A 21,497-nucleotide genomic window follows, 5' to 3' on the forward strand; every position below is an offset into this window, starting at 1 on the left:
CCTATCTCGCCAAAGATTAACCAGATAGCATCCGGGTTTAAGCAAACCTGTTGTTTTACTTAACCATAACAAAAGTATGAAAAATACTTTATTACCAGCCTATTGCCTATTCAAACGAAGTAGTAAGCAAAAAATTAAGACGATCCCTATGGTAGCATTAGTGGTACTACTGATGAATATAATGCAGGTGCAGGGATATGCACCTGCAAGGGAGCCCAAAGTATCTTTAAATCTCCGGGAGACGACGTTGCGGCAGGTACTGTACGAGCTTGAACGTCAGAGCAAAATGAGCTTTTTTTACAGCTCAAGCCAGATTGATACCAAAAAGAAAGTAAGTATCACTCAGAGTGGTAATCTGGCGGAAGTCCTGAATGAGCTGTTTAGAGACTCAGAGATTCTGTGGCAGGTAGATGGTAAACATATCCTGCTGAAGAGAAAAGCTGAAGCCAAAAAGTTGTCAACGTATAATAGTGACCGTTTACCTACTCCCAATGAAGAAGCGTCCCGTTTATTACCCAATGTTGCCGTGAGAGCGCAGGTACTACGGGCGGTGACGGGGGTAGTCAAAGATGAAAATAATGATCCCCTACCCGGTGTAAGTATCATCGTCAAAGGTACTCAGCGCGGTACGGTTTCGGATCAGGATGGAAAATTCTCCATTGACGTACCGGACGCAGATGCGGTGTTGGTGTTTTCATTCGTAGGGTATTCTCCCCGGGAGGTTCGGGTAGGGAATCAGTCATCGGTTGAGGTATCCTTACAGACCGATACCAAAGCCCTGTCTGAAGTCATAGTGGTAGGATACGGTAGCGTCAAAAAGGAAAACCTTACCAGTTCAGTATCTAAGATTGGTACGGATGCCATCGAGAGCCGACCCCTGACTACCCTGAGTGATGCCTTTGCCGGTCAGCTGGCGGGGGTACGGGCGCAGAGTGTATCGGGTATACCCGGACAGGAGCTCCAGATCCGGATCCGGGGCGTCAACACAATCAATGGAAACAGTAGCCCGCTTTATGTGATAGATGGTGTACCGCGTGATGATATGAATGATATCAACCCTGCCGATGTAGCTTCCATTCAAATCCTGAAAGATGCTTCGGCTACCGCTATCTACGGAGCGCGCGGAGCCAACGGGGTAGTACTGATTGAAACCAAGCAGGGATCTGGCCGCCCATCCGTGACGTTTGATGCTTTCTATGGTATCCAAAGCCCCGAGAAGCTAGTAGGTATGATGAACAAGCAGGAGTGGCTGGCTTATAACATCTGGGACCGCAACGAAACCTGGCTGCGCCAGGGCGGCTCCATGAAAGACCCCATGTCGGCCCGTCCGGCCAACCTGCAGGTACCCGAGCAATGGCTTGACCCAAGCAACACCGGAACAGACTGGCAGCGGGCTATATTTGCGGATGCTCCCATTCAGAGTTATCAGGTAGCAGTATCCGGCAAAAATGATATGGGAAGCGTGTACATGTCGGGTGGGTACTTTGACCAGGATGGGGTGATCTACAACACCTACTACCGCCGTATGAACTTCCGGTTCAATGGTACCCTGAACGTGACCAAGCGGTTTCAGGTAGGTATGAACCTGTCGCCGTCGTTCTCGGTACAGGATGATCGCGAAACGCAGGGAAAGGAAACCGTCATCCACCACGCCATGGCGCAGTCGCCGCTGGTCAGGCTCAACGAGGCTACCCGTGACTGGGGCTATCCGGTAGGTATCGGACAGGTGTACCCCAACCCGCTGGAGCGCCTGAAATACACCACCGACCGTACCAACAAGAGCAGGTTTACCTCGGTGGTTTGGGGGCAGTACGAGCTTATTCCCGGCCTTACCTTCAAGTCCCAGTTTGGCTATAACTACAACCAGAACTTGTACGAGTTCTTCCAGCCAGGTAACATTACCTACAGCAATGGTTTTGTGACGCTGGGTAATAGCAGTTCTCAGATGATGAGGGACTGGTCCATTCAGAACACGCTGTCGTACGAGAAAAACTTTGGTGATCATAACATCAATCTGTTAGCCGGTCAAAGCGCCGAAGACCGTAGCTTTTACCAGATCCAGGCGATAGCAAGCGGCTGGCCTAACGAAATCATCGAAACCCTGAATGTCGCTACTACACCTACGCGTGCTTCCACGGATAGAAACGGCTCCCGCATCTCCTCCTTCTTTGGGCGGGCGGGCTATAACTTCCGGGAGAAGTACCTGATCAATGCGACTATTCGTCGCGATGGATCCTCCCGTTTCGGATCTAATCATAAGTGGGGGATATTCCCGGCGGTATCGGTAGGTTGGAAGCTCAACGAAGAAGCTTTCCTGCAGAATGTAAACTGGCTGTCCCTGTTGAAGCTGCGCGCTTCGATCGGAACCTCAGGCAATGACCGCATTGGTAACTACGACTACATGTCCAAACTGGCCATCAGCAATACGACCTGGGGCGATGCCATCGTGGCGGGTCTGGTACCTTCCAATATAGAGAACCCTGATCTGAAGTGGGAGTCTACCACAAGCAAGGATTTAGGATTGGACATATCGGCCTTCAATAACCGCGTACAGGTGAGTCTGGATTACTACGTCAACCGTACCAACAACCTGCTGTTCAACCTCCCCATTCCCAACAGTACCGGCTTTGGTAGTTTCAGAACGAACATTGGTAGTATCCAGAACCAGGGATGGGAAGTGGATCTGACTACGGTGAATACCGCCGGAGCCGTTCGCTGGACTTCGTCCCTGAACCTGTCGACTAATCAGAACAAAGTATTGGACATGGGTAATATCAGCCAGTTTACCAGTACCAGCTGGGATGCTCAGTTTATTACGCGGGTGGGTGGTCCGGTTTCACAGTTCTACGTGTACCGTACCAATGGTATCCTGAACCGCGAAGACTTTGACGATGCCGGCAAAGCCCGGGTACCCATATTCCCCGGTCAGGAGCAGGGCAACGTGAAGTACATCGACCAGAACGGCGATGGACAGATCAACGCGCAGGATCTGGTACCTTACGGCAATCCGCTGCCGGATATGATCTACGGATTTACCAACCGTTTCAAATGGAAAAACTTAGAACTGAATGTACTGCTGCAGGGGCAGTTTGGCGGCGATGTTCTCTTCCTGGGTCAGCGCCAGCTGGATAACGGAAATACCAACGTCAACAACTTTTCCCGCTGGGTACGCGCCTGGAAACCTGACTACGAAGCCAAGTACGGTCCCGGCGAAAACCCGATACCTGACCTGGGCGTGGATATGTCATGGGACGGTGAAACTCCGTATACTAAGGGTAAGAAGTCTGACAACAACAGTGACTTCCGTATTTACGATGCTACCTTCTTCCGGATCCGTAACATTGCTCTCAACTATACGCTGCCCAAGAGCATCGGTGGGCGGAGTTTCTACAAAGGAGCGCGGGTGTACGTATCGGTGGATAACCTGAAGACCTTCGACAACTACCCTGGTGTCACTCCCGAAACCAATAGCTTCGGCAATGCCACTACCCAACAGGGGGTTGACTATAGTACCTATCCTTTGTCCAAGAAATTTACATTCGGAATAAATGTTACCTTCTAACAAGCCCGACATGAAAAAACTCATATATTCTTCCTTGCTGATAGTGAGTGTTGCTCTTACAGCATGTACCAAGTTTCTCGAGATGACTCCGGAGTCGGAGTACAGCGTAGCAGGAGCCTACAAGACCCAAAACGATTTTCAGCAGGCCATTGCGGGGGTGTATTCTGCTCAGCAGGGGCTGTACTCGTCCAACGCCAGCTGGTTCCGGGGGCTTATTTCCCGCTCCGACGAGATCAGTACCGGCGCTACCTACATGGAAGGGCTGGATCAGTTTATCGAGAATGCTACTAATCCCTGGTTGAGTACCTCCTGGAACGGTTACTATCGCATGATCCAACTAAGCAACCTGATTCTCGAAAAAATAGATCAGGGGGAATTTACCGACTCTAAGATGCGCGACTATATCAAGGGGGAGGCGCATATGTTCCGGGCTTATTCGTACTGGACCCTCGGAACGCTCTTTGGAGGAGTGCCCATCCTGGATAAGTCCATGTCGATAGAAGAGGTAAAAAAGGTAAAGCGTGGTACACAGGAAGAAACCTTTGCCTTTGCCGAAGCTGAATATAAAAAAGCCATTGAGCTGCTACCCGCCGACTGGGCTGGTGCCAACAAAGGCAGGGCTACCAAATACGCCGCTCAGGGTATGCTGGCTCGCCTGTACATGTTCCGGTCAAAGTTTGACCTGGCCAAGCCACTGCTCGTCGAAGTTATCAACTCAGACAAGTACAGTCTTGAAGCTACCTACAGCAACGCGTTCAACGATGGCTTTGACAATGGGAAGGAAAGGGTGTGGGAGGTACAGTTTACCGGAGGACAGAACGGCGAGGGACAGGCCTTCACCACGGGATTACTCCCCGAAGGATTCAATGACCGTACCATCATGCCATTTTCGGGCTATTCAACGGCTATGCGGGTATCGCCGGCCCTCTATGAGAGCTACGAGAAGGGAGACCTGCGCAGGGACTTATCTATCCTGAAAGGCTGGGTAAGTATGACCGGAGTGAAGGACACCGTGTCCATGTTTGTGAAGAAGTACCATCCCCATACCTATGTACCCAAAATGCAAAATGACTGGGCCAACAACATACCTATACTTCGCTACGCGGATGTAAAGCTGATGTACGCTGAGGCCCTGAATGAGCTTGGGTACGAAGCGGGTGGTGAAGCCTTTGCCGCTCTGAATGAAATCCGTAAGCGGGCCGGATTACCGGCACTTACCGTGACCGATCTGCCCACGCAGGCGGCTTTCCGCGAGGCGCTACGAAAAGAGCGTAAAATAGAATTGGCCTTTGAAGGATTGAGGTGGCTGGATCTTGTTCGCTGGAATATTGCCGAGGAAACCATGAATACGTTTCTGGCACAACCTCTGGAAGGAGGGGGCATCTACTCCATGAAGCCTCACCAGAAGATATTCCCCCTCCCGTTTGATGAATTGACGCGTTACGCGGATGAGCAGGTACTCTGGCAAAATCCGGGCTACTAAGTCATACTCCCCAGGCCATTGGAAAATATTCAATGGCCTGGGTCAATTCCCATTTACCTATTCCTAAACCCTTACCACTATGAGCACCAGACTTATCCTATGCTTACTGCTGATAGTAGGAGTGACCGCCTCTTTATACGCTACCGGGTATAAGGATGCCTACATCCAATACGAGCCGGTACAACTGACGGAGGCCGAAAAGCAGGTACTGCGGGAGTCGATGAGTAAGCTGCACGATCGGTATGACCCGAAGGAGAAAATGCTTACCAAGCAGCTCACCGGATGGAATTACCATACTGATGCCGAAAGTGGCCTGTACCACGAAGTACGCAGCTCACTCAACTACGCAGTCGGGCTGCTGGACCTGGGGGAGGAGCAGTACAAGCAAAGAGCCTTTGACATCATCAGAAAGGTAATCAGCCTGCAGGATACCATCAGTGCCAACAAGACCAGCGGTATTTGGCCCTACTACCTGGAAGAGCCCCTGGCTACTAAGAAGTCACCCGCCGACTGGAACTGGGCCGACTTCAACGGGGTGAGCCTGCTGGATATCTACATGGGGCATCAGGCACGACTGCCGGAGGATCTGAAATCCATAATCAGGACTTCTCTGATCTATGCGGCCCGATCCATCCAGAAGCGGAATGTACAGCCCGGCTATACCAACATCGCCATCATGGGTACCTACGTGACCTTTATGACGTCGCACCTGTTTGACCTGCCTGAGATGAAGGTTTACGCCAACAACCGGCTCAACAACTTCTACGACTATACCCTCAAGCGCGGCTTTACCGAATACAACAGCCCTACCTACACCATTGTGGCCCTGGATGAGCTGGACCGGATGAAGCGTCACATCGTAGACAAAGACGCCAAACCCAAAGTGGATTCTCTGTATACGATGGCGTGGGAGGTAGTGGCCAAACACTACCACAAACCTTCGGGCCAGTGGGCCGGCCCGCACAGCCGGGCATACAACTCCTTTCTGACGCCTTCGATTTATGGTATACTCAAACAAGCCTCGGGGGGACAGATAGATCTGCCGGGAGCTACGGCCCGCAACGATGTCAAGATCAGTCACCAGATCCCGGAGCACCTGATGCCCTACTTCCTGTCGCCCCAGTACCCACGTACCCAGCGTGATGTACTGGCCATTGATGATCCACAGGTAATAGGTACTACCTACCTTACAGACAAGTACGCATTGTCTACGGCCAACCGGTCCAGCCTCTGGAACCAGCGGCGGCCATTCCTGGCGTACTGGGGTACTCCCGCGCAGCCGCACTACCTGCAGGTACGCTTCCTGCACGATCTGTACGACTTCAGCTCAGCCAGCTTTTACAGCGATCAGAAAGAAAACATCGTCCTGGCAGCCATCAACTTCCTGACCAACGGCGGCGACAAACACATCAGTATCGATCGGTTGAAGGACGGTAAGTTCAGGGCCAATGACTTGCGGCTGCGGTTTGAGTTCGGGAATGTACAGGCCGATCAGCTCGCGCTACCCAAAGCTGTTAATGAATTCCACTTCCAGCAATTGGATAATCTGACTTTCGGAATCCAGCTTTTCCACGCCGCTTTTGGCGATCAGAAAGGGTACTGGGAAAAAGGTGGGGACGATAAGGCTGCCTGGATAGATTACGTCATCTACTCGGGAGCCGAAAAAGACCTGGATCTGGCGGCCCTCAACGAAGCGGTACTTGGTTTCAGATTCCACCTGACCGACACCAAATCGAGCAACCTGAAAGAGGTAAAGGTCACAAAGACAGCGGATATCCTATCAGCGGTCTGGCAGGGCCTTACTGTACAGGTACCCGTCAAGCCCATGCCGCAGCCTAAGAATCTTTAAGCCGCGTCAGCGGAACCTATATCCACACCCTTTATTGTTCACAGAGTACCAGACGCCTCTTTCAGAAAAGAGGCGTCTGCTTTTTTACAAGAATACCTTTTGGTAGTTGTGTGCCAGTATTGAGTAAGTAGGTTAGATTCAATGTATGCTTATTCAATCAATACTATCTCCTGAAAAAATGGACAAAAAGCTGTTACTCTTCCGGTACCTATGGTCACTCACAGGCTATATTTGCTATGTACTGCTGTTCATTTTTCTGCTAGCTGGAATGGGACCTGCTCGTGGTGAGGGTAATCATGAAAACGTGGAGCCAATTGCTGAGATCAGCAAGCTACTGGCAAGGCTGAATCTGGATGCGCCGGGGCTCGCGGGTGTAAAAGCTGCCGCCCATACGCCCGAGCTGGCAGCCAGAGAACTACTGACTTACTACCGGGCTCGTACTTCGGTGAAGCATCCTGTGGACCGGCAACTGAAAGCCCCTAGGCGGGGGAATAGCGCCAGCGAGAAAGATATTCAGGTAGCCAATGATGCGCTAAAACATGTGTTCGTGGGGCAGCCAGCTTACTCATCCCATTTCTGTGGTGAAAATATTTACTGGGCTACCAATCCTTACCCGGATAAGGAATGGGTGTGGCAGCTGAACCGAATGAGCTTTTGGGATGCCATGGCACGCGCTTACTGGCATACCGGAGATGAGAAGTATGCCCGAGAGTGGTGCGTGCAGGTTGTAGACTGGACCCGCAAAAACCCACGCGACGACCAGCACCAGTACGCCTGGCGCTCCATTGAAGCCGGTATACGTGGCTATCGTTGGACAGGGTTATTTCAGTATTTTATTGATTCGCCTCATTTCACACCTGACGTGCTGGTAGCTTTTCTCAATAGCTGCTATGATCATAGCACATACCTGATGACCCGCTACACCAAGGGAAGTAACTGGGGCCTGATGGAAGCGGAGGGCATGGCCTTTATCGCTATGTCCTTTCCGGAGTTTAGGGAGTCACAACAATGGAAGGAGGAGGCCATCCAGCGGCTGAACCAGGAAATTACTAATCAGGTATATCCGGACGGACACCAGCGCGAACTGGCCTTTGGCTACCATATGGGCTGCATCGGGTGGTTTATGCATACCTATGAATTAGCCAAATTGAACGGGCAGACGGATGCTTTTTCAGACTCGTATACAAAGATCATCGAAAAAATGTGTGAGGTACCTATGAAGCTCAGCTTCCCGGATGGTACTACTCCGCAGTTTGGTGATGCCTGGTCAGGTACTCCCGGTCAGTATTACAAGCAACTCCGGGAGTGGGCGAAGCTATTCAATCGCCCTGACTTCCTGTACGTGGCTACCGAGGGTAAAGAAGGTTCCCGACCCGAGGCTACTGCCTTTGCCTATGATAAAAGCGGACTATACTCCCTACGCAGCAGCTGGGACAAGGATGCCATTAGTCTGGTACTTAAGTGTGGACCTGATGGAGGGGGCCACAGCCAACCCGACAACGGTACCTTTGAGTTGTACGCAGGGGGCCGCCACCTGATGCCTGATGCGGGTAGCTACATCTACAGCGGAGACCCCGAAGGCCGCCGGTGGTTTCGCCAGACCAAGGTACACCAGACCCTTACACTGAATGAAGCAAACTCGGCTTACGCACCGAGCCTGCGGCTATGGAAACCAGGTCCGGATATGGATGTACTGGTAGTTGAAAATAAGAGCTACCCGGATCTGACCCACCGGCGGGCTGTACTGTTTGTCGACAGGAAATACTTTGTGCTTGTTGACGAAGCCATAGGAGAGGGCACCGGCGACGTAGATCTGCATTTCCAGCTGGCTCCGGGTGATGCTGTTTTTGATCAGAATACCCATTCGGTGCGCTCAGATTTTAAAGAAGGCTGGAATGTACTGGTACAGACTGTGGAGCAGCTGGGGATGAAGCTGGAAGCGGAGGAAGGGCAGGTGTCATTTATTTATACCAAAAAGGAGCCGCGCCCTGCCTTCAGGTACCGGATACATAAGGCTACCACAGAGAACGGGCTCCGTTTTGTTACCGTCGTAGTACCTTATACCGGCTCCCGACCTAATGTGAGTGCCCGTATAGTCGGACAGCCGCCAGTAGGTACCTCTCACATGGAACTGGAAGTAACAATAGATGGAGTGAAGAAACACCTGACTTACCAGTTCTGAGGATTCTTTATTAAACGTGTCTTGACTTGTACTAAATTTAGAAAGCTGGTGCCGTTAAATAAAATTACATGGATTCTTTTGAATGGATTGCGGTAAGCCTCTACTTTTAGGCTTTTACCACCCTCTATCTGTTAATCATGCGTTTTCTTCTTCTTTGCCTGGGGCTTTGCCTGCTGAGCCTGATAGCCAGTGCCCAGGATTTACCTATCCCCCAGGTTGAAGTACCATCCACGGACAGCCTGTCCGAAGTACCAAAACCATCTTCTGACACCCTTTCATCAATCACCATGAAGGTGGAGCCGGGCCTGGTGGCTGTATCTATTGTTGCGGGGGTAGTGGGTTTTCCTGCCTACTTCTACATGGGGTACCATTCTTACACAATCAATGATAGGAAGAGGTTAAATCAAAGAGCTGTACTTCCGTATTTTAAGGCTACCAGAGATGCCCAACTCATGCAGCTATACAATCAGCACCAGGTACAACGGGTGATCTGGTACACCGCTACTACGGGCGGTCTGGTGCTATTTACCTATGGCTTTGCGCAGCTTATTGTTTCCATATTTGACCCTTCGGAAGGAGAAGGTGCCGCTACCAAACTTCTATTGGGAGCAGGTCTTACGGTATGGGGGCAGGTTGCAAGGGTAGTTACGTTCCGGAGGCTCAAACAGGCAGTTGATTTATATAATTATCAATATGCCACTCCTTCCAGAGAAGTAAGCCTGTACCTGGGTTTTCCCTCCCGAACACCAGCCGGTGGAGCTCTGTACCTAAGATTCTGAAAAAGGTGAAGCATTCTATTTCGACGGTTTTCCTGTTACTCCGGTGGGTGCACCGGGGGAAAGTTTGTCCAAAATAACCGGGTAAGGGGGGCGCAAACTGTCACAGATCGGGCGCTTCCCCTTTGTCTCCTTTCAGATTTCAAATAAGCGAGACATGGTATTAGGAGAGAAGGCCGTACTTTTGTACTTCCATTTCCTCACCCTTTTGCATGTATAAGTACCTATTCACGTTCGGGCTTTGTCTTTTGTTCCAGGTGGCTGCGGCTCAGGGAATGCACATATCCCAAGTAGATTCCGGTATATCTGACAGTACTTCTGTTAATCCAGTACTGACGGATAAGATACCGGTCCCTCCCGCACATGCCGATTCGCTTCCCCGTATTTATATGAGGGTGATGCCGAGCCGGATTATATTGTCCCTGGCCTCCATATTCTTACCGATTGTGCCCGGTACCGGACTTTTTCTGGGGTGGCACGCCTATACCATACAGGGTCAGACCAGGTTCACCTCCAAAGCTGTATTACCCTACTTTGCAGCTACGCAGGACCAGTACCTCCTTAATATGTACCAACGGCACCGGAACAACCGCACGGTCTGGTATACGGGTACGGCTGGAGGGGTGGTTGTAGGGGCAGTAGGCTTCGCTCAGTTGTTTGTATCCATTTTCCGACCTGCCAATCTATCAGCGGCTACTAACAAGCTTATCATCGGAGGGGGCCTGTTGGGCATCGGTCAAATAGCCCGGGTTGTTTCCTTTCGTCAGCTGCGGAAGGGGGTCAACCTGTACAACGATCAGTATGCTCTACCTCCGAAACGGGTCAGTCTGCATGTGGGATTATCTTCTCAAACGCCTGCCGGCGGAGCTTTATATGTGAGGTTCTGAAACTGCTGAAGCAGGTTAAGTCTGTAATATTTCTGGTATTGATGATCCCAATACTTTATTTTGAAGTTACATTGAACCTGACACCTATTACCCTTCGTGTATGCCAACCCTCCCTCCCTCCCAAAAGATAGCTCAGTCGACCCGCCTGTACCGAAAGCTGCATAAGTGGCTAGCGGTGCCGCTGTTTCTGTTTATGATCCTGGTGGGAGGGACCGGACTACTACTAGGCTGGAAGAAACAGACGCAGTTACTGCCCAAAACCACCAAAGGTACTACTTCCGAAAGTGGCAAGTGGATCAGCCTTGATAGCACTCAGCGGGTAGCTCAGGCTTACTCCCGCACAGAACTGGGACTGCCCGATGAGATTGACCGCATCGACGTCCGGCCGCAAAAGGGCGTAGCCAAGATTGTCTTTACGCAACACTTCACCGAATTACAGATCGACTGCACCACCGGCGAGATCCTCAGCATACATACCCGCACCTCCGATATCATTGAGAAGATTCACGATGGCTCCATTTTGGACTATTGGATCGGCCAGGATGGGGAGCAGGTAAAGATTACGTACACCTCTATCCTGGGTCTGGGGCTGATCCTGCTGTCTTTCAGTGGCTTTTGGCTGTGGTACAATCCAAAGAGGATCAGGAAGCAGAAAAATTCGGTGGCTGCCGCAGTTTGACACTACAGTTGTGCTATTGACGGTTCAGGGGTATACCTACTTCTACTACCAGTAGATTATGCTTTTCGGATTGGGACATTGGATATATACTCTTCCAGTCACCGAGCAGGCTCCATTCGTAGCGGGCGTTGAGCATCACCCGACCAGCCTTCCACATAACCTCAGCCGGTATTACCGGCATGAAGCGACGGTACTGCTGGTTTCTATGTAGCTTTCCAGGAGTCAGTTCTGCGCTATTGTCAAAGTCCCACAAACGGGTCTGTGACACTAGTAGCATCCGTCCCCCCAATCCGGTTCCCACCGAGAGCCCTTTGGTTAGGCTAAGCTGTAAGGTACTGGTAAGGCCCAGGGTATAGTCGGAGGCAGCCCCCTGAAAAAATCCTCTTGCTCTTCCGTCCTGATCCCTGACATCAAATGGTGAATCCCAGTAGGTACTTCGGGACAGATTAGCCTGGGTTTTCAGACTAAGGGAACGGGGCAAGGAGGTGAGGGCAGTGGTGCCGATGCCAAAGCCGCCTACTTGCACCCGGGGACTACGATTCTGATTGTGCCATAGGAGGGGATAGATGTCTTTGTGAGAAAACGGACCCGGAAGGTACAGGTTAGCATTGGGAGTAAGGTACCATTCGGTGGGTCTGCTTTGGCTAAATGCCTGCATAGAAAATAGGACGAACAGGCCGAGTATAAGCCGGAAGAGGTGCTGCATGGGAAGTGAGTGGAGTAACGCGTGGGTGAACTATAAACCGATAACGCACCACCTACTTTTTAATTGCGTACAGCGTGATTAGCCCCGATAGTAGCAACGACCCCGCCATAAACAGGTAGGAAGCACCAAAGTCTCCCGTCGTGCCGTTGAGGTAGCCAACTATATAAGCACCCACAAAAGAGCCCAACGCCCCAAAGCTATTGATAAGTGCCATGGCGCCACCGGCCACGTTGCGGGGGAGCAGGTCAGGAATAATAGCAAAGAAGGGGCCGTAAGGGGCGTACATGGCCCCGCCCGCAACGACCAGCAACACAAAAGACAGCCAGAAATAATCGGTGCCGAGCAGGTACGAACCATAGAAGGCCAGGGCTCCAATGAGCAGAAAAGGCCAGACGAATGCCTTCCGGTTGAGGGTCTTGTCGGAGTAGTGGGAGGCGGCCAGCATCCCGATGATAGCCAGCACGTAGGGGACCGCCGACAGCCAGCCAGTCTTCACGATATTCATATCCGGGGCGGCATTCAGGATGGAGGGGAGCCACATTACAAAGCCATACACCCCAATGCTCCACAGGGCATACTGCAGGCACAGCCACAGCACGATCCGCGACCGGAACGCTTCCCCGTAGTTCCGCACCGGCCGTATACCCTGCTGCTCCTGCTGGAGCTTTTCTTCCAGCGCCAGCTTCTCATCTACCGAGAGCCAGTTAGCATCTTTGGGACGGTCATCAACCAGTCGCCACCAGAAAAAGGCCCAGACTACGGCCGGGAGTCCCTCCAGGATGAACATCCACCGCCAGCCTACCGCCTCAATCAGGTAGCCCGACAAGACCGACATCCACAGGATGGTAGCCGGATTGCCCAGGATCAGGAAGGTGTTGGCGCGGGAGCGTTCGGACCTGGTAAACCACCGGCTCAGAAACAGCAGCATGGCCGGCATCACGGCGCTCTCTACCACGCCCAGCATAAACCGGATCACGATCAGCCAGTTGACATTACTGACCATACCGGTAGCCGTGGCCAGCCCGCCCCACAGGATCAGCGACCAGAATATAAGGGTACGGGCGCTACGCTTTTCGGCATAAATGGCCCCCGGTACCTGAAAGAAGAAGTACCCCAGAAAAAACAGCGACGCCAGTAGCGAGGACATAGCGGGCGTAACGCCCAGGTCCTCGGCCATACCCCCTGCGGCACCAAAACCATAATTGGCCCGGTCGAGGTAAGCCAGGCTATACGTGATAAAGGCAATCGGAATCAGGCGGTACCAGCGGGAGGGGGCTATGGTATGGGCAGAAGTTGTAGCTTCCATGGGGGAGTGAGTGAAACGGTCTGTACTTAAAATCAGATCCAGCGCCCTTTTTACTATCTTCTGGCTCACATTTTAGTTAGGGAAGTAAATTATATTTAAGTAAGAATGAAAAAGTTAGGATAAAAGCTTGTAGTATCTACGAATGTTTCGTAGTATTACGAAAAAGTCGTAGATATGGAAAAGCTTACCCCACAGGAAGAAGAGGCACTGCTGGCCGTATGGAAGGCGGGAGAAGGTAGTGTAAAAACATTTCTGGAATCCATTGAGGAGCCACGTCCACCGTACACCACGCTGGCCTCTACCATCAAGAATCTGGAAAAGAAAGGGTACCTGCAAAGCAGGAAGATTGGCAACACCCTGCTATACGCCCCAACCGTCACCGAAGAAGCCTATAAACAGAAGTTTATGGGGGCGGTGGTGAAGGACTATTTCGAAAACTCCTATAAGGAGCTGGTCAACTTCTTTGTCCAGAAAAAGAAGATCTCCACCCACGAGCTGAAGGAGATCATCAACCTGATCGAAGGTAAAAAATAACGGCCCTATCCACACCACATACTATGTCACCATTCCTGGAGTACCAAGTCAAGCTGGCTGTTAGTCTGGCGGCCATCAGCCTGTTTTACCAATTTGTACTGCGCCGGTATACGTTCTTTAACTGGAACCGGTGGTACCTGCTGTTCTATTCAGCACTTGCTTTCTTGATTCCAGCCATTGATCTTAATCCAGCCATCCAGCAGACGGAGCTACTCACACACCCGGTCATTCAGTCTATTCCTACTATTCAACAGATTGCGTCACCCGAGCTGTTGGCTGCCGCGAGTGAAAAAGCAGCCACGCCCCTGGGTCCAGATGAGTATGTACTTATCCTTTTTGTCGTGGGTTGTATCCTGATGGTGGTTCGGTTGGGGGTACTTCTGTTCTCTTATATCAGGATCAGGAATGGGGCTCGTCTGGTCCGGGATGAGGGAGTGAAGATCTACCACGTAGCCAAAGATATTGTTCCCTTCTCTTTTGGCAATGCCATCTTTTTCAACCCCAATCTGCACCGGGAAAACGAGCTGCGGGAGGTACTGCTGCATGAGATCGTACACGTAAAACAGAAGCATACGCTGGATGTAATCTGGTCGGAGCTGCTCTGCATTCTCAACTGGTACAACCCCTTCGCCTGGATGCTTCGCCATGCCATCCGTCAGAACCTCGAATTTATAGCCGACCGCCGGGTATTAGAGCAGGGCGTTGATCCCAAAGAATACCAGTACCTGCTCCTGAAAGTGGTAGGAGTACCTGATTTCAGAATTGCCATTCAGTTCAATTTGTCTTCCCTTAAACAGCGAATCAAGATGATGAACCGTATGAAAACAGCTCGTATACAGGTAATACGTTTCCTGTTTGTGCTCCCCCTGCTATCCGTACTGCTGGTAGCCTTCCGTACCGATATAGGAGAACTGGCTACACCCAGGCAGGCGACTCAGCCACAGGCTTCAGCCAGCCATGGACAGCAAAATAACGACAGTACCATGTACATAGCCGGCTTACTACGGGATGGTACTACCGGTAAACCTATTCCTGATTTTCCCATTTCTGTTACGATTAACAAAGAGGATAAGGGAACAATAATGACGGACAAAGATGGTTTTTATGTTGTGGAGTACGAGGTAAACGAGGGTGAAGAGATTCCTTACATGCTAACCAATGAAAACAGTCCGTATAGAGAATTCGGTACTGCTTCTACCTTAGGAAGAATCAAGGAATTACGTAATCACCATATGGATATTGTATTTCTCGGAGGAAAGTTAGGAAAAGAGTCCCGCAATGAGTGGTATAGGTTTTCTTTTGATCCGGCAGCGATTAACTGGACTGCTAACTCCAAAGAAGAGTTGAAGCAGTTGATGATGCAGCACCTGCCCCGGTTCATAGCAGAGAATAAACTAAAACGGGATTTCAGAAGCGAATACAAAAGGCCAAAAGATGTAATAACAAAATTCAGAACTGGCTATTTCGATCGGAAAAGGGAGTTGGTAGGGTATGAATCAGTTACCGAATTTTACCTGGATGGTGAAAAGGTATCGTATCAGGCTATCAATAAGGCATTTAGGAGCAGGACAGCGGAGGTAGCTTACAAAGACTATAAAAATCCGTATGGTATAAATGACAAAATGGTCTACCTGACCTTCCCGCTATTCAGAGATTCGCCCCCACCTGCTCTCGTGTCGGACCGGAGGGTGGAATGGGTAGATGTAGAAGAGTTTGATGTAGCTAAGCTTGAAAACGAACCCTACCTGCTGGACGGATTCCGCCAGGTCTATGGCGTGGGTAGTAACCTGGTGCCCCTGAAGGAGGAGATCAAGAGAGTGGCTATACTTAAAGGAGCCCTGGCCCGCTACTACGACCGCAACCTCAAGCAGATCTGGTGGATCGAAACCCGGCCGCCGGCTGAGGTACAAGGGCGGCCGGAGTTTGCCAACCGGTAGCTTAGCAGGTACTTACCACGTAACCTTGATCAGCGACACGCCCTGGCGGGGCAGCTGAAAATCCATTTGTAGTTGACCGTTCCTGACATCCATCTGGGTCGGGGAAGCAAAGGTCTGGAGTTGGCCTGCCTTTTCCAGAGTGGCTATTTGCTCGGCTGTGGGGTTCTGGGGAGAGCCCATTCTTTTCCAGACTTCGTAGGAGTTGCTATACTGTTGATCAATTCGGTAGTGATGCACCAGGACTCGTCGGGCGGGTACGCCTTTGAGCTGAACGGAAACCGGAGCCGTAGGTTCAAGCTTATTGTCGTCGTGGTAGTGCCATACCATCACGGCTGCTTCCTGAGCCCCCTTGGTTGCGTAGGCATTGATGTCGGCTTCGCCCCGTACACTTACCGTTTTCAGCTTTTGGGCGTTATATGTCAGATCCTGCTGTACCTGCACCCGCTTGCCGGACATCATCCCAAACATCCTGAACACGTTGAGCACGGGTTTATCCACCCCATTGGTAGCCAGATCCCTGAAGCCCCGAAACCAAGGCTGATCCTCAAACTCAAAGGCCCAGGTAACGGCTCCCAGCAGATTGACACCCCGGGCATCGGCCAGCTCGTGCTTACGGGCAAAAGAAGCCGCCGTATAGCTGGAGTACATGGTACCGTTGCGGTAGGCGTTCTGCGGGTGAAGGTCTTCGGAGCAGGCCGCGCAGCCTTCCGGGTCAGACTCGCCAATGATGATAGGTAGTTTTTTTAGCGTAGGGTAGGAGGCTATAATCTCAAATCCCTTATCAATGTCACGTAGCTGCGTCCCCATGTTCATCTGTACAATGCCGTCTACTACCTTGGGCGAACCCTTGGCGTGGAAGGTGATGAAGTCCAGGGGAGAGCCGGTTTTGCCGGTCACGTAGTTCTTCCCGCTAACGACATGGTCCAGAAAGGCTTTCAAAAATTTGGCCGATACATCCCAATTAGGCCCTGTTACTTCGGGGCCACCAATCTTGGCCGTTGGCAGAGCACGCTTGACGGCATCGGCGGTATAGTCGTACAGCTTGATGTACTCTTCGGTCGTGCCTTTCCAGTACCCGATGTTCGGCTCATTCCAGAGCTCCCAGTACCACGACTCCACTTCCTGCTTCCCGTACCGCTCCACCGAATGCCTGACCCACTGGTACACCAGTTCCGCAAATTTATCGTAGTCTTTTGGCGGGTGGGCCCAGCCGGTATAGATATCGTTGTAGTTGTCGCCAGGCTTCCAGTAGTGCCGGTAGGGCTGGGGGTTTGTTGATAGGGCCTCAGGCATAAACCCAATTTGCGCCATGGGTTTCATGCCCCGCTCTATGTACGTGTCAAAAATCTTGTCAACGATGGTCCAATTGTAGATGGGCTTTCCGTTGGCATCTTCGGTATAGGCGTTGGTGGAGCCCCACTTCAGCGCCGCCTCCCCGTCGCCTGTTACCAGCAGACCATGCGTCCTCACAAATACAGGTACTTTGCTAAGCTGGGAAATTTCGCTGAGCAGCTTCTTTCCATCCTTCATGTAGGTATAGTTAGGCTCATCGTAGCCAAACCACGCCCAGATCGGTTTAGCATCGCCCAGTTCTTTAGTGAGATCAACCCGGATGGGAACAGCTGCGGAAGCGGTGCTTTGGGCCCGGCTGACGTTGGCAAGCAGGAGTAGAAAAAGAGCCGGTAACAGGCGGATAGGGAGGAAGGAGTTGGAGTGCATGGTTAGGAAAAGTAGAAAAGGACTACCCTTAAAATGTCAGTACGCTCCTTTTATACTATCTGTTCCTGCACAAAAAAGCCTCCCATCGTCACGAAGGGAGGCCCTGGCGGGAGTACTGTATAACCTATTAGCTTAAAAATTGAGCTGAGCCTGTAGTCGCAGGAGGCTTCCTGTCTGGAAGTTGTTCTGCTTTTGAAAATCTTCGTAGCGGCGGCTTGAGATGGTGTACATGGGTACCAGTTCAAAATTCTTGATGGGCTGCCACTCCACGCCAATTTCCAGTTCACGTACCAGGTAGCTGCGGGCATCCCGTTCGTGCTTCTTACCGCCGTCGTAGTACTGAGCCCTGATGAATGGGTACAGGAGCTGATCTCCAATGTTGGTTTTGTAGTTGAATAGCACGTACCCACCCGTCAGTTTCTGAACTTCAATGGTCTCCGTTGCTTTGTTAAATTCCGGTCCACGACCAATGTTGTACTCCGTCTGGATACCAAAGGGCTTTGGGTACAGGACAAAGGTAGCCGCTACCCGTTGATCGATATAGTTAAGGTCCTCTACAAACTTAACCCCCTGGCTTACATTTGCTCTGGGTATGGCGTACTTACCGGTATATCCCTGAATCCCAGTTTCAATGATTTGGTTTCCTACTGTAAAAGGATAGGTAAACCGTGCTACCACGTGACGATTTTTGTTCAGTTCCGGTGTATTGGCGGTCTGTCCATTGTAGATACCAAGGCCGAACATCCCGTAGTCGCCGCTTCCTTTGAGACCGGTACTGACCAGTTCCGAAAATATTCTTCTGATCCGCTTGGGCGCCCAGTAAAACATGACCCCCAGATCCCGCTCATTGGCTATGGCACTATTAAGGGCATCGTTCCGGTCAAGTGGTATCCGGTTCTGGCTCGACTGCATGTTTTCGAAACCAAAAGGTATCTTACTTTGCCCGATCCGGAATCGAAACTCATTGTCATCATCCAGCCCCAGGTCAAAGTACATATCTCTTAATTGTGCAAAGTGTAGCCGGTCAGAAGAGGGACTATTGGCAAAGTCGGGTTGTATGTAGAAGTATATCCGTTTGTGGATCTGACCAAAGAAAATAACCCGGGTACGTCTAATAAAAAATCCACCATTGCCACCCCAGGATCGGTCACACTGTTCACAACCCAGGTCGGGGTTGGTTTCGAAAAGGCCGTTGTACCGTACCTGGGCATAGCCTCTGATCTGAATTGTTTCAAACCATTTTTTAGGAGCGGCCGGTACGACAGGTTGGGGGGGAGGGGGCTGTGTACTCGTTGAGTCACTTTGGGAGTACCCCAATAGGGGGACTAGCAGCAAGGCTACTGAAAGTAATCTTACATTCATCAGAAACAATTCTTATATGGGTGTCAAGTTGTGTTTAGATTTCCAAAGTGCAATTCTGTAAAGCACTGCAACTGGAAATAACCACGAAAGTAGTGAAAAAATACTACTTCATGCGTAGTAGGTAATTTGGGTTTGATCATTAGAAGTTTTCAAAACTCATCAGATCGGTAACAAGAGGAAGTGAAGTAAACACTGAACTTCGAAAATGATATACCAGCAGGCAGGGCAAGGGAATGTACACGCGTTGTGTAGTTTAGGGTAGATCGTTAGATAAAAAAACAGATATTTATCCCAGTGTTTTGGCTGGAGCACGATGAGCGGATCCTACATTAGGTGAGCTATTTAGTAGGAATCTCTACTCCTTAATCTGCGATAGGCCTATTTGTTTGAGATGATATGGCATATATATTGCGGCTAAGCAGAGGCGAGCCAAGCCAGATTATGATTGGCCTCGGTGCTGCTGAATGTACTGAAAAGTAACTAAGTAACTTGTACCCTCTGATTCAACACAACTACTCCCTATCTGCACATGCGTACCTTGATCCTTTATTGGGGGCTTTGCCTCCTGTCATTTGCTTCATTAGCCCAGAAACAAACCGTAGAATTTGGTAAGATCAAACCGGAAGACCTTCATCTGAAGGTATATCCCAAAGACTCGTCAGCCGATGCGGTAGTTCTGTATGACTTTGGCGAAACAGACTTCACAATTGTAGGAAACGAACTTTATATCCGGACTACCTACCACGAGCGTATCAAGATCCTGAAGAAGTCAGCGTATGACCGGGCTAATGTACATCTGCAGTACTATTGGGGTGGAAACAACAAAACAGAGATTATAACTAACATCAAGGGCTATACCTACAACCTTGAGGGGGGAGTAGTCAAACAGGAGGGTCTGACCAAAGATATGATCTTTGATGAGAGATCTTCTGAAGGCTTGTCTTCACGAAAGTTCACTCTGCCGAACGTAAAGGAAGGGGCGGTTATAGAGTATACCTACGAGTTCATGACTCCGTGGACTATTGCCAATAATCCTAAGACCTGGAATTTTCAAAGCAGCTTGCCTGTAGAGTGGAGCGAGTACCGTATCACTATTCCGCAGACCCTCTACTACCGCATGCTCATGTCGGGCTACCTGCCCCTGGACATTAGCGAAAATCAACCGGTGAATATAGATCTGCAAAGGCTGGGCTCCCGGGCAACCAGCTACCGCTTTGTCGTAAAGAATGTACCTGCCTTTCGGAACGAATCTTATATTACTACTTACTCTGACTATATATCAAGGATTAATTTTGAACTGGCTCGCGTTGATGCACCAGGTGTCCTGATCAAAAACTTGTCATTAAGTTGGGAGGACCTGAACAGTACCCTGCTGAGCAGCGAGCAGCTGGGCGGACAACTCGAACGAACGGGCTTTCTTAAAGACGCAGCCAACACTATTAAAGCGCAGACGACAGATACCACCGCTCAGCTGGCTGCAGCAATGAAATACCTTCAGCAAAATGTCAGATGGAATGGTGAAACCAGTATCTACTCCAGAAGCCTGAAAAAAATACTTGAAAAACGGGAAGGCGACTCGGGGGATATTAACCTGCTATTGACGGCTCTGCTAAGAGAGATGGGCTACGATGCGCATCCGGTTATACTGAGTACCCGCCAGCACGGACGGGTTGACAGTACCTTTGCGATGATCAGGCAGTTCAATGCTCTGGTTGCTCACGTGTCACTTAAAGGCAAAGATGTACTGCTGGATGGTACGGATGAGTTTCTGAAAGTAGGTATGCTACCCGACTACTGTCTCAACCAGGTAGGCTGGCTGCTGCATCCGAAAAATGCCCGCTTTGTTGCCATCAAACCGACCGAACTGGACCGGGAGTTCGAGAAGGCAGAACTGACCATAGGGGAAGACGGCGAACTAAAGGGTACCTTCACCAGGTCGTACGGAGGCTACGGCGGCTGGAACGCCCGAAAGAAGTACAAGGCAGAGGGGGAAGCTAAATTTTTGACATCAGTCAAAGAAGCAAGGCCCTCCTGGGACATCACCAGGACTACCATCATCAATCAGGAGTCCGTTAACCTGAGTATGGATGCGACCTACGAGCTGAGTATGACCGATTACGTGACGCAGGCCGGAGATATGCTGTACCTGAAACCCATGCTCTCCGAAGGCTACACCGAGAATCTACTGAAAGCGGAAACGCGTGCCTATCCGGTAGACTTCGCCTATCCTATGGAAGAAGTATTTGTGGCTACCTACCGGCTACCTGCCGGGTATAAGGTTCTGGAGCAACCCAAGCCTGTTGTCGTAAACCTACCCAACAACGGTGGACGCTTTTTGTACGCTGTGAACGTAGATGACAAGCAGGTCACGGTAACAAGCCGCATTCATGTAAGAAAGGCTGTTTTCTGGGCTGAAGAGTACAGTATGCTGAAAATGTTTTACGATCAGATCATCGCCAAGCATAATGAGCAGATCGTCCTCAAGAAAGCTAACTAATATACCTCTATCACTCCA

General features: G+C 50.7%; 14 protein-coding genes. 10 read left to right on the top strand and 4 right to left on the bottom strand.

The genetic code is table 11. The features are described from left to right. Nucleotides 1-172 precede the first annotated feature (172 nt). From JUB14_RS10625 to JUB14_RS10655, 7 genes are all read left to right on the top strand, one after another. On the top strand, nt 173-3,562 hold the full coding sequence (locus JUB14_RS10625) for a TonB-dependent receptor (RefSeq protein ID WP_207505827.1): 3,390 nt from the start codon (nt 173-175) through the stop codon (nt 3,560-3,562). Between the two features lie 10 nt (nt 3,563-3,572). Then, nucleotides 3,573-5,045 (top strand): RagB/SusD family nutrient uptake outer membrane protein, encoded by a 1,473-nt coding sequence (locus JUB14_RS10630; RefSeq protein ID WP_207505828.1) that lies wholly within the window; start codon nt 3,573-3,575, stop codon nt 5,043-5,045. Nucleotides 5,046-5,124: 79 nt separating this feature from the next. Further along, nucleotides 5,125-6,894: a DUF8769 domain-containing protein gene (locus JUB14_RS10635; RefSeq protein WP_207505829.1), complete on the top strand. Its 1,770-nt coding sequence runs from the start codon at nt 5,125-5,127 to the stop codon at nt 6,892-6,894. Nucleotides 6,895-7,072: 178 nt separating this feature from the next. Beyond that, the gene (locus tag JUB14_RS10640; RefSeq protein WP_207505830.1) at nt 7,073-9,076 is read left to right on the top strand and encodes an alginate lyase family protein; all 2,004 of its coding nucleotides are present in this window, start codon (nt 7,073-7,075) and stop codon (nt 9,074-9,076) included. A 137-nt stretch (nt 9,077-9,213) separates the two neighbouring features. After that, complete coding sequence (locus JUB14_RS10645; RefSeq protein ID WP_207505831.1) at nt 9,214-9,855, top strand: hypothetical protein; 642 nt, start codon at nt 9,214-9,216, stop codon at nt 9,853-9,855. A gap of 209 nt (nt 9,856-10,064) precedes the next feature. Further along, nucleotides 10,065-10,739 (top strand): hypothetical protein, encoded by a 675-nt coding sequence (locus tag JUB14_RS10650; protein WP_207505832.1) that lies wholly within the window; start codon nt 10,065-10,067, stop codon nt 10,737-10,739. A 100-nt stretch (nt 10,740-10,839) separates the two neighbouring features. Next, entirely contained in the window at nt 10,840-11,418 is a 579-nt protein-coding gene (locus JUB14_RS10655; protein ID WP_207505833.1) for a PepSY domain-containing protein, read from the top strand. Nucleotides 11,419-11,431: 13 nt separating this feature from the next. Here the strand turns inward: JUB14_RS10655 and JUB14_RS10660 are convergent, their stop codons facing one another. Then, nucleotides 11,432-12,124, bottom strand: coding sequence for a hypothetical protein (locus JUB14_RS10660; RefSeq protein ID WP_207505834.1), 693 nt, complete (start codon nt 12,122-12,124; stop codon nt 11,432-11,434). Nucleotides 12,125-12,176: 52 nt separating this feature from the next. Beyond that, on the bottom strand, nt 12,177-13,430 hold the full coding sequence (locus JUB14_RS10665; protein WP_207505835.1) for an MFS transporter: 1,254 nt from the start codon (nt 13,428-13,430) through the stop codon (nt 12,177-12,179). Nucleotides 13,431-13,604: 174 nt separating this feature from the next. Between JUB14_RS10665 and JUB14_RS10670 the strand changes: the two genes are divergently transcribed. Together JUB14_RS10670 and JUB14_RS10675 are read left to right on the top strand one after the other, a co-directional pair. Continuing rightward, nucleotides 13,605-13,964 (top strand): BlaI/MecI/CopY family transcriptional regulator, encoded by a 360-nt coding sequence (locus JUB14_RS10670; protein WP_207505836.1) that lies wholly within the window; start codon nt 13,605-13,607, stop codon nt 13,962-13,964. Nucleotides 13,965-13,987: 23 nt separating this feature from the next. Then, nucleotides 13,988-15,901: a M56 family metallopeptidase gene (locus JUB14_RS10675; protein ID WP_207505837.1), complete on the top strand. Its 1,914-nt coding sequence runs from the start codon at nt 13,988-13,990 to the stop codon at nt 15,899-15,901. A 12-nt stretch (nt 15,902-15,913) separates the two neighbouring features. On the opposite strand, the gene JUB14_RS10680 is transcribed toward JUB14_RS10675, so the two are convergent. Both JUB14_RS10680 and JUB14_RS10685 read right to left on the bottom strand, forming a co-directional pair. Next, complete coding sequence (locus tag JUB14_RS10680) at nt 15,914-17,620, bottom strand: GH39 family glycosyl hydrolase (RefSeq protein ID WP_207505838.1); 1,707 nt, start codon at nt 17,618-17,620, stop codon at nt 15,914-15,916. A gap of 132 nt (nt 17,621-17,752) precedes the next feature. After that, nucleotides 17,753-18,982 (bottom strand): porin, encoded by a 1,230-nt coding sequence (locus JUB14_RS10685; protein ID WP_207505839.1) that lies wholly within the window; start codon nt 18,980-18,982, stop codon nt 17,753-17,755. Nucleotides 18,983-19,511: 529 nt separating this feature from the next. Here JUB14_RS10685 and JUB14_RS10690 point away from each other — a divergent pair. After that, nucleotides 19,512-21,479 carry a DUF3858 domain-containing protein gene (locus tag JUB14_RS10690; protein WP_207505840.1) on the top strand — a complete coding sequence of 656 codons (1,968 nt, stop codon included), beginning with the start codon at nt 19,512-19,514 and terminating at the stop codon, nt 21,477-21,479. Nucleotides 21,480-21,497 lie beyond the last annotated feature (18 nt).

It is taken from the genome of Telluribacter humicola, assembly GCF_017355935.1.
GTDB classification, from domain to species: Bacteria; Bacteroidota; Bacteroidia; order Cytophagales; family Spirosomataceae; genus Telluribacter; species Telluribacter humicola.